We start from the raw sequence: 8,240 nt of genomic DNA, 5'->3' as shown, positions 1-8,240 counted from the left end.
GCTTTCAGCTACGCTTCCCAAAAAGGAAAGCGAGGCCTTTAGCAACCTCCGCTTCATGATCGGCAATACGCCCATGCTGGAGCTGCGCTACCGCTACCAGGGCCAGCCGGGCCGCATTTGGGTAAAATGCGAGTACTACAACCTGAGCGGCAGCATCAAAGACCGCATGGCGCTGCACATTCTTCGCCAGGCCTACCAGGAGGGCCTTCTCCGCCGGGGAGATACCATAGTAGAGGCCACCAGCGGCAATACGGGCATTGCCTTTGCCGCCCTGGGCCGGGCGCTGGGCCACCCGGTGCGCATCTACATGCCCGACTGGCTGAGCCGGGAGCGTAGCGAACTCTTAGAGAGTATGGGCGCCAAGGTACGGCTGGTCAGCGCAGAGGAAGGAGGCTTCCTGCGCAGCATCCAGCTGGCCGGTGAACAGGCCGAGCGGGAGAAGCGCATATTTCAGCCGAAGCAATTTGAAAATGGACTGAACTGCCAGGCCCATGAATGGAGCACTGGGCCGGAGATCTGGTACCAGCTGCGCCTGCTGGGCAGAACCCCGGACGCTTTTGTGGCGGGCGTAGGTACGGGCGGCACCATCATGGGCGTGGGGGCTTTCCTGCGCCGGCACAATCCGCACATCCGCCTTCACCCCCTGGAGCCGGCCCAGTCACCGACCCTTTCCACCGGCCGGAAGCAGGGGAGGCACCGGATCGAGGGGATCTCGGATGATTTTGTGCCGCCCATCCTGAAGCTGAAGGAGCTGGATGCAATTGTGCAGGCGCATGACAGCGATGCCATCCGCATGGCCCAGAAGCTGTCCGCCCAGCTGGGGCTGGGGGTGGGCTTTTCCTCCGGGGCCAACATCATCGGCGCCATCCGCTTGCAGCAGGAGCTGGGTCCTGAGGCCACCGTGGTGACGGTCCTGCCCGACAGCAACAAAAAATACCTCAGCACCGAGCTGCTCTGGGAGCAGCCCCTTCGGGAGGGCTTTATCAGCCCGAAGGTGGAGTTCGAGGGCTATACGCCTATCCGCCGGCTGTTTGGGTGGTAGGGTAAGGTGTAAAGTTTGGACTTGCCCCAAAAGCTGCTTGTACAGACATTGCCAAAAAACAGGGAGGAATGGCTCCTTAGTAATGGATACGCCTTCAAGTAACTTGTACGGAAAATTTCCGTATGAATGTATGATTGTACGGATTATTTCCGTATGTTTGTCATGCCTTACCTACAACACTTCAAATGAACTCCGCTATTACGAATGCTAAAGCGAGAATTGAAACCAGGGTCTCCCAGGAACAGAAGGAGCTCTTTGAGAAAGCTGCTGCCCTTGCTGGTTTTAATACGCTGACTGATTTCATTCTTAGTACAGTTAAGAAGAAAGCAGAAAAGATTGTAAAGAAACATGATAACTTCCTGGCCTCGGAAAGAGACCGGGAAATCTTCTTTGAGGCTTTGCTTAACCCGCCCAAACCCAATGACAGGCTACGGAAAGCGGCCGAGAGGTATAAAAGAATTATGGAGGAATAACCGATTCATGAAACCCAGCATCTTGCCCCTATCTGCTGCTTATGATAGAAACAGTTTTACGTGCGGGGTACCCCAGCTTGATAATTATCTTAAAACGATTGCCAGCCAGGATATCAAACGAAAAACGGCTGTCACATTTGTAGCCTTAGATGGGAACGGAAAAACCATTCAAGGGTACTACACTACGAATGTAACCGGGCTAAGCAGAGAGCAAATTCCTGATGCTTTAGTGAAAAAATATAAAGTACCCCCCACCATAGCGTTAGGGGCTCATTTGCTTGGCAGGCTGGCGGTAGATGTAAAATTTCAGGGGCAGGGCCTGGGCGAATTGCTGTTAATGGATGCTCTTAAACGCTTGCATCTTATTTCACAGCATTCTGCCTTCTTTGCTGTTGTTGTCGACCCTATAAGCCCAGCTGCACGAGCCTTTTACGAGAAGTTTGGCTTTATGGATCAACCGGATAGTAAACGGATGTTCATCCCCACAGCCACGTTAGATAGTCTATTTAACTAGTAAACCGCCAAAGAAAAAGCACGGTAGTAGGGCTACCGCGCTTTCGGGCTCATGTCTCATCCAAAAGGGATGGAGATTACAGTTTTAACTCACCGGTGCGGGAGTAGGTCATTGGTTGCGTGGGGTCGTCGTTTTCAAACTGGGCTACGCAGATGATGGGTGCGGTTACACAGCGAAAGGACTGGCCGGACTGTAGCACAATCCAGTTACCGTTCTGGTTGCCATAGAGGATCTTGTTGGGATCCGGACTCTGCTGCGGACTGAAGGCAAAGGCGCCCAGGGAGGCGGCGGCAAAGGCCATTACGGCCAGGTAATTTTTGATCTTTTTCATGGGATTGGCGGCTTTTTTTACTACTCAAAAAGCCGAAACGGTTTGACTGCATCTGCCTACTCTGTTCAGGGTTTTCGGCATTCCCCCTTTGCCTGCCCGGGCAGGCGTAGCGCGCGCTAATTTTTTAAGAAGAGGTGGAGGAGGAGGGTAGAAGGGCAAGGAGCCCTCCCCAAAGGGAGAGGGTATAGAAGAGCAGGTTGACCAGCAGGTGCTGCTCCCAGCTGAGCCTTTCCAGGATGCCCCCGCAGGAGCAGGGCCGCTCGCCCAGGTAGCCCAGCACCACCAGGGAAACATAGCCGGTGAAGAGCAGCATCAGCCCCCCGGACAGCACAAATCCCCACTTCCGCCAGGGCGCATAGAGCAGCAGGCCTACGGCCAGCAGCTCGGCCAGGGGGATGGCCCACACCAGGCTGAGGCTAAGTCCCTCAGGCAGTGGCTGGTTCAGCAGCGCTTCCCGGAAGACTTCCGGCGCCAGCAGCTTGCTCAGGGCCGTATAGGCAAAGAGCCCGATCAGCGGGAGGGAAAGGTAGAGAAGGCGGTCGTTTCGTGTCATGGGCCGGGGGCTGAAGGGGAAGTTTCCGGCCCTTGCCGGAAAGCCCTTCACTAGTATAGACACGGGGGTAGAGGGTGGCCCTACCTCTATGGAGCTCTCTCCGCTCTAGTGCTCGGCTGATGCCACTATTGCCCGCTGGCAGGCAGCCGACGGGCGCCCACAATGGATGAACTCGTAAGGCTTCCGAAAAAGAAAAACCGATCCTGCTTTATCAGGCGGGCTTGTCTCCTTTTTACCTGGAAATAAAGAAATAAAATTTCTAATTTTATATTGTTACTTTGCTTATAACAATGCCCTATTTTATGGATGCTTCTTTAATTCAGATACCGGAAAGTTCGCCAGATCCCGGATCTGTGGATGCCCATCTTCGACCCATCATCGACTTTTTGATTGCACGGGGAAACCAGCCCCTCAGTCAGGGATTTAACAAAGATAAGTGGGGGCTACGCAGCTTTAGCTTTAAAAAGCCCCTTCCGGCGGAGCTGATCAGGCGAAAATTCTCATTCCCGGAGAACATTAAGGTAGCCGAGTACAATACCTATGGAGGGGCGGTGGTGGTGGATATGAAACATGCCCTGATCATACGGCAGGAAGGGGAGTCGCATTTTTCAGAAGCTGCTCCTACCCCATAGTCCTGAAAAGGGTGTGCCATGCCCGTGGGGAGTGTACTGCTTTTTCGGCCGATGCGCTTACATTGATACCGCCGGGGCCTTCCTGACAACCCTTCCCTGCCTGGGGGCAAAAATAGCCTTCGCGGCTGTTCGAAAACGTTCCCGGCTATAGAGAATAGCCGTCACTGTTTACTGAACGTTAAGTTTTAGGTTTTTCGCTTTACTCTTTGTCCGCTCAAATGTAGCAGTTCCAGACACAGCCTAGCTCTATAAAAACACAGCTCCGGCATGGCAAGACTGTTCGAGGAAGAATAAAGGTTACCCTTATAGGAAGCATAACCAATCCTCTCCCTACAGGCCCATCGCTCCAGCCAAACGCCTGCCCCTTCTTTCCATGCTTCCACTTCGGGCCAGTCGTTCCGCTTCCACTTCGCGCGTCCGCCGAGCCCTCAGCCCAGCAAAGGCTTCCCGCCTATCTAAGCTGAACGCTCCGCGGCTACCCCCATCCTCACTAGCCAACCCAACCATTCATTTTGCAAGCAGGCATCGAGCCTTAAGCAAAATGAGCCCTTACCGCCAAAGCCGCCAGAAGAGGAAACAGAACCTTTATCTATCGTCGCTGCAAGATATGTACCCGCCGGGACATGGGCGCACACCCTTCCCACAAGGCCCCAAGCTAGACCAAAAAAAATCTCCACCCTTAGGGGTAGTATTTTTTTTTGGCTCCAGCTTGCCCGAAGTCCCGGCGGGTACATGGAGGGGCTGCCACAATAAATAAATGTTCCATTTAACCCTTTACGATCATGGCACACAACTTAGCCCACAACCCCAAAAGCGGAAAAGCAGCCTTCTTCTCGGTACGCGAAAAAGCCTGGCATCAGCTGGGTCTCCTTTTGGAGGATTGTCCCACCTCAGCGGAGGCGATCGAATTTGCCGGCCTGGACTACGAGGTACAAAAGACCTCCCTGCAGGCCTTCACCCTTCCTTTTATGCCCCACCCGGTACCCGACACCGATAACTGGCCCTATGCCAAAGTACCCGACCGCTACGCCACCGTACGCACCGACACTGGGAATCCCTTAGGGATCGTAGGCAAAAACTATCAGGTGGTGCAGAATAAGGAGGCCTTTGGCTTCTTTGACTCCATCGTAGGCTCGGGGGCAGCTATTTACGAGACGGCCGGTGCCCTGGGCAGGGGGGAGATCATCTTTATCTCGGCCAAGCTTCCCCAGCATCTGCTCATCAAGTGCAATGGCAGGGAAGACGGCATCGAGCAGTACCTGCTACTTACCAACTCCCACAACGGGGGCTCAGCCATCCGCATCCTGTTCACTCCGGTGCGGGTGGTCTGCAACAACACGCTGAACATGGCCCTTGGCAACAAACAGGGCGTCTCTATCCGCCATACCAGCAAGGTGCAGTACGGACTCAGCCGGGCAGCCCGCCTGCTGGGACTTGTCCAGCGGGAGTATGGCAAAACAGAAGAGGCCTACCAGCACCTGGCCAACATAAAGATCACCGATGGGGTGCTGCGCCACTACATCGATACGCTCTTCCCGGCCAAAGGGGAAACAGAGGAGATCTCTACCCGCCTGGCAGGGCTGCGTCAGCAGGTCTATGCCTACACCCAGGAAGGGGCCGGGCAGTACCAGATTAGGGGCACGGCCTGGTGGGCCTATAACGGCATCACCGGCTACTTTCAGAACGTACGTCCCTTTGGCAGCTGGGAGAAGCACTTCCGCACCAACCTGTTGGGAAGTGGCCATGCGCTGATGCAAAAAGCACTGGCCGAAGCACTGAAACTGGAGAAAGGGGCGCCTGGCTAAGGGCGCCTGGCTAAGGGGAGTCCCCCCTTTTTTATAGATGGGAAGACTGTAGACTCGTTTCAGGCTAATATTCTTCTGCTCTTCACTCTAAAGGGGCTTGCTAGTTTACCAGAGTGAGCAAAGTGGGGGCTTAGTGACATTGATTTTGATAAGGCAACATGAATACTACATTACACGAAGATAAAGTAGGCTTAAATTTATCAACAAATCATATGTCCATAGTGTGGTCATTATTTTTTGAAAGGAATTATAGCTTTGCAGTATGAATGGCTATTATACCCTGCATGTACTAACTTTTGAAAATCAAAATTTGACTGCTGTAAATGAGTATGTTACTACGATTGGCTGTTTTGTTGAGACAAGCTTGGTACTCAAGCCATTTTTTATAGGAACAATAGACGATGCAAGGTGGTATGCTAAATTGATTGTCAGCCATCATCCTTGGGTGAATGAGGTTTATGTTCTAAAGCATAGCCTGCAGGATGAACCGGAGCGTATATCCCTGCTGAAAAGGGAGTATTCCTGATCAGCAGTTCCTGCTCCCTTCCCTGGTGCAGAGGTTTCCCTTTTCAATCAAGCGCTCCTGCCCGGAGCTTGCCCGGGAGCTGAATTGCAACCGGAATCTGCATAAAGGCATGAATATGCAGGTGGAATAGAGAACGCACTCCCCCTTAGTGATCAGTAGGCATATTCAGGCCCCTGGGAAGTTGGAAGCAGAAAATTTCGTTACTGCCGGCCTGCGGTTCTTCTGATAAACCAGAGGCAATTCTTGATGGGGTAGGCCGGGGGCTTTGTCTGGTTATGTAGGGCCGGTGGCACACCCCCACCGCACGGGCCCTGTGGGCAAAGCCTGTCCCTTGCGTTCATGCTTCCCTTCAGGCACACGCTTTGCCCACCCCTGCGCAAGCGTAGCACGCTTTTCTGTTCCGCTCTCGCTGCACGCCAAAGCGTACTACCCTTGCCTTTGCCTGCCCGCACCACAGCCAAGCTGCAGTAGCCGGGCAAGAGGGCTGGGCTTCACAGGCCGTCTGCCAGGATTTCGCTAATGAGAGGATGTAGACAGATTGGTTGAGCGTGTAGATACGGGCTGTCTTATGGGTCGACAACTGCCTGCCCTGGTGCTTTCAGGGGCATAAATCTGTAGACAGGAAGAGGCGATAGCTAGGCGACAGGCTGTCTACAAATAGCGGCAGCCCTGCTGCCTTGCCCTGCCCGAAGGTGTTTCCATCCTCCCGGATCGTGTCAGGCTTTTAGGAGTTGCCAAGGGATAGGCTGGCCTGTTGGCCAGGAGCGCAGAAAGCCATCTATGCGCTCGTATCACTCTACATCATGATCAGCTTCAGGGCGCAGGAAAAGCAGGCGCTTAGCAGGGTATATCGAATAATAGAAAGCCAGCTATAACTGGCCCAGTCAAGGTAGGACGTGCGGATAGAATGACCACCCACATTTCTCAGCCGGAGAGCTGGCGTAAACACGCCCGACAAGGGTGTAAAAAGCAGTACGATTTTCCGGTAAAATCGAGCTGGGAAACGCGCGTCGACAGCCCCTAAAAATCCCTAGCAAGAAAGACTGACAAAAGGGGGTGTAGACAGCCTTCCTGCTAGCGTAGAGGCCGTTTTTGGAGAAGGGGTGTCGACAAGGGGCTGTTGAAGGTGCTTCTGGCACGGTAAAGTGTCTACTTCAGGGTGTCTACAGCTATCGAATTGGTGCATGAGGCAGGGCAGGGGCTAGCTCCTCCTGCCAGCATGCTCACCCTGGCTTTCTGCAAGGCCTGCTATCCGGGCGCTCGATGTGCGCTGGTCGTTCAGCCCGCTGCTTCACCCAGGCTTAGGGTGCCGGAATTACCACCATGGCAACACATTCCCAATCATGGTGCTGGGGCGCTGGACCGGGCATCCTGCTGCATGGTCGCTGGTCAGGCAGTGCATCCTTGCCTTGCGTCGGTCGTGTATCCCGGCTGATAGCAGGCAATTCATTAGAAAATGAGGGGGCGCAGCGTGTCGACTGCCTGGAGCAGGCACCGCTACAGCTGGGCGGCAATTTAGCCTGGATGCTTCGGAAGACTAAGCCAGGAGTCGACAAAGGCACTTGCTGCTTATATACTTTCCTGGAGCCGGACAGCTCATGGCACTACCTCTTTTCCCCCTGTTTTCTACACACCCGCAGGCCTTCTCAAAAAAAATCAGGATTTCATGAAAATTTTTTTCACTTCACCAAATTAGACCATTTCGCATCAAAATTAATTAAGTACAATTTTATGTTCGTGTCCTTGGATTTACATTGTACTGGTTTAAACACGCCTGAAAAATTATAAAAACCTGCAAAATGGCTTTTTGAGCTTGTTTGTGTATGTGGTTGATTTGTGTTATTGCAGATAAATATGCACATTTAATTCATAGATCATCATTTGAAAAATTATATACATGGAGTGCTGTGTAATGGTCGTGCATGAGCTGGAGCTTATCCCTCTAAGTGCCGGTATGCTTGCTGGTTCACAGGCACCGGTGCTGCAGCTGCAACTTCCCTTGTTTGCACTGGCAAGCGGCTTCCTTGCCCTGTTTATCCTGCTGTTGCTCTCCCTGGGCAGGCGGCTGTTAAGGTGCCTGCAGACAGGCCGTCTCCAGGCCCGAATGGCCGGTCGTAACCATCCGGCCATTCCCGCCATTCACTACGACAGCCCTCAGTATCCCGATCTCCAGCAGGAGCCGGTGGCCGAACTGAAACCCGCCGCTCCCTACAGCCCCGATGCAGTACCAGCTTCACCGGAAATCACCCCTGCGGATACTCGTGAATCGCTGTCCCCGCCCGAAGCGCTGCTCGCCGGGCAAACTGCCGGAAGCGAAAGCCTTCCGGAAGAGCCGCCTTCAAAGGAGGAGGAAGGCGAAAGGCC

General features: G+C 53.6%; 10 protein-coding genes. 8 read left to right on the top strand and 2 right to left on the bottom strand.

The genetic code is table 11. The features are described from left to right. The 3 genes from ADICEAN_RS19295 to ADICEAN_RS19285 all read left to right on the top strand — a co-directional run. A partial coding sequence (locus ADICEAN_RS19295) for a PLP-dependent cysteine synthase family protein (protein WP_040398356.1) occupies positions 1-1,042 on the top strand: 1,042 nt, incomplete at its 5' end. A 185-nt stretch (positions 1,043-1,227) separates the two neighbouring features. Beyond that, positions 1,228-1,515: a type II toxin-antitoxin system TacA family antitoxin gene (locus ADICEAN_RS19290; RefSeq protein WP_009197341.1), complete on the top strand. Its 288-nt coding sequence runs from the start codon at positions 1,228-1,230 to the stop codon at positions 1,513-1,515. Positions 1,516-1,522: 7 nt separating this feature from the next. Next, positions 1,523-2,029 (top strand): GNAT family N-acetyltransferase, encoded by a 507-nt coding sequence (locus ADICEAN_RS19285; protein WP_040398353.1) that lies wholly within the window; start codon positions 1,523-1,525, stop codon positions 2,027-2,029. Positions 2,030-2,105: 76 nt separating this feature from the next. Here the strand turns inward: ADICEAN_RS19285 and ADICEAN_RS19280 are convergent, their stop codons facing one another. Both ADICEAN_RS19280 and ADICEAN_RS19275 read right to left on the bottom strand, forming a co-directional pair. Next, positions 2,106-2,360, bottom strand: coding sequence for a DUF6520 family protein (locus ADICEAN_RS19280; RefSeq protein WP_009197238.1), 255 nt, complete (start codon positions 2,358-2,360; stop codon positions 2,106-2,108). Positions 2,361-2,484: 124 nt separating this feature from the next. Beyond that, a complete protein-coding gene (locus ADICEAN_RS19275) occupies positions 2,485-2,913 on the bottom strand; it encodes a MauE/DoxX family redox-associated membrane protein (RefSeq protein WP_009197339.1) in 429 nt (142 codons plus the stop codon). 302 nt (positions 2,914-3,215) lie between these two features. On the opposite strand from ADICEAN_RS19275, the gene ADICEAN_RS19270 reads away from it, so the two are divergent. The 5 genes from ADICEAN_RS19270 to ADICEAN_RS19255 all read left to right on the top strand — a co-directional run. Beyond that, positions 3,216-3,545: a hypothetical protein gene (locus tag ADICEAN_RS19270; RefSeq protein ID WP_152426528.1), complete on the top strand. Its 330-nt coding sequence runs from the start codon at positions 3,216-3,218 to the stop codon at positions 3,543-3,545. Positions 3,546-4,327: 782 nt separating this feature from the next. Continuing rightward, positions 4,328-5,350: a DUF932 domain-containing protein gene (locus ADICEAN_RS19265; RefSeq protein ID WP_009197337.1), complete on the top strand. Its 1,023-nt coding sequence runs from the start codon at positions 4,328-4,330 to the stop codon at positions 5,348-5,350. Positions 5,351-5,612: 262 nt separating this feature from the next. Then, positions 5,613-5,876 (top strand): hypothetical protein, encoded by a 264-nt coding sequence (locus ADICEAN_RS19260; RefSeq protein ID WP_009197336.1) that lies wholly within the window; start codon positions 5,613-5,615, stop codon positions 5,874-5,876. A 1,323-nt stretch (positions 5,877-7,199) separates the two neighbouring features. Continuing rightward, positions 7,200-7,664, top strand: a complete 465-nt coding sequence (locus tag ADICEAN_RS22430; protein WP_009197335.1) for a hypothetical protein — start codon at positions 7,200-7,202, stop codon at positions 7,662-7,664. 109 nt (positions 7,665-7,773) lie between these two features. Continuing rightward, positions 7,774-8,240: hypothetical protein (locus ADICEAN_RS19255; protein WP_201766039.1), on the top strand; the 467-nt coding region annotated here is incomplete at its 3' end.

The organism is Cesiribacter andamanensis AMV16 (assembly GCF_000348925.1).
Lineage (GTDB): Bacteria > Bacteroidota > Bacteroidia > Cytophagales > Cyclobacteriaceae > Cesiribacter > Cesiribacter andamanensis.
The sequence above is the reverse complement of the archived record's forward strand: the minus strand, read 5'-3'. Positions and strand labels throughout refer to the sequence as shown.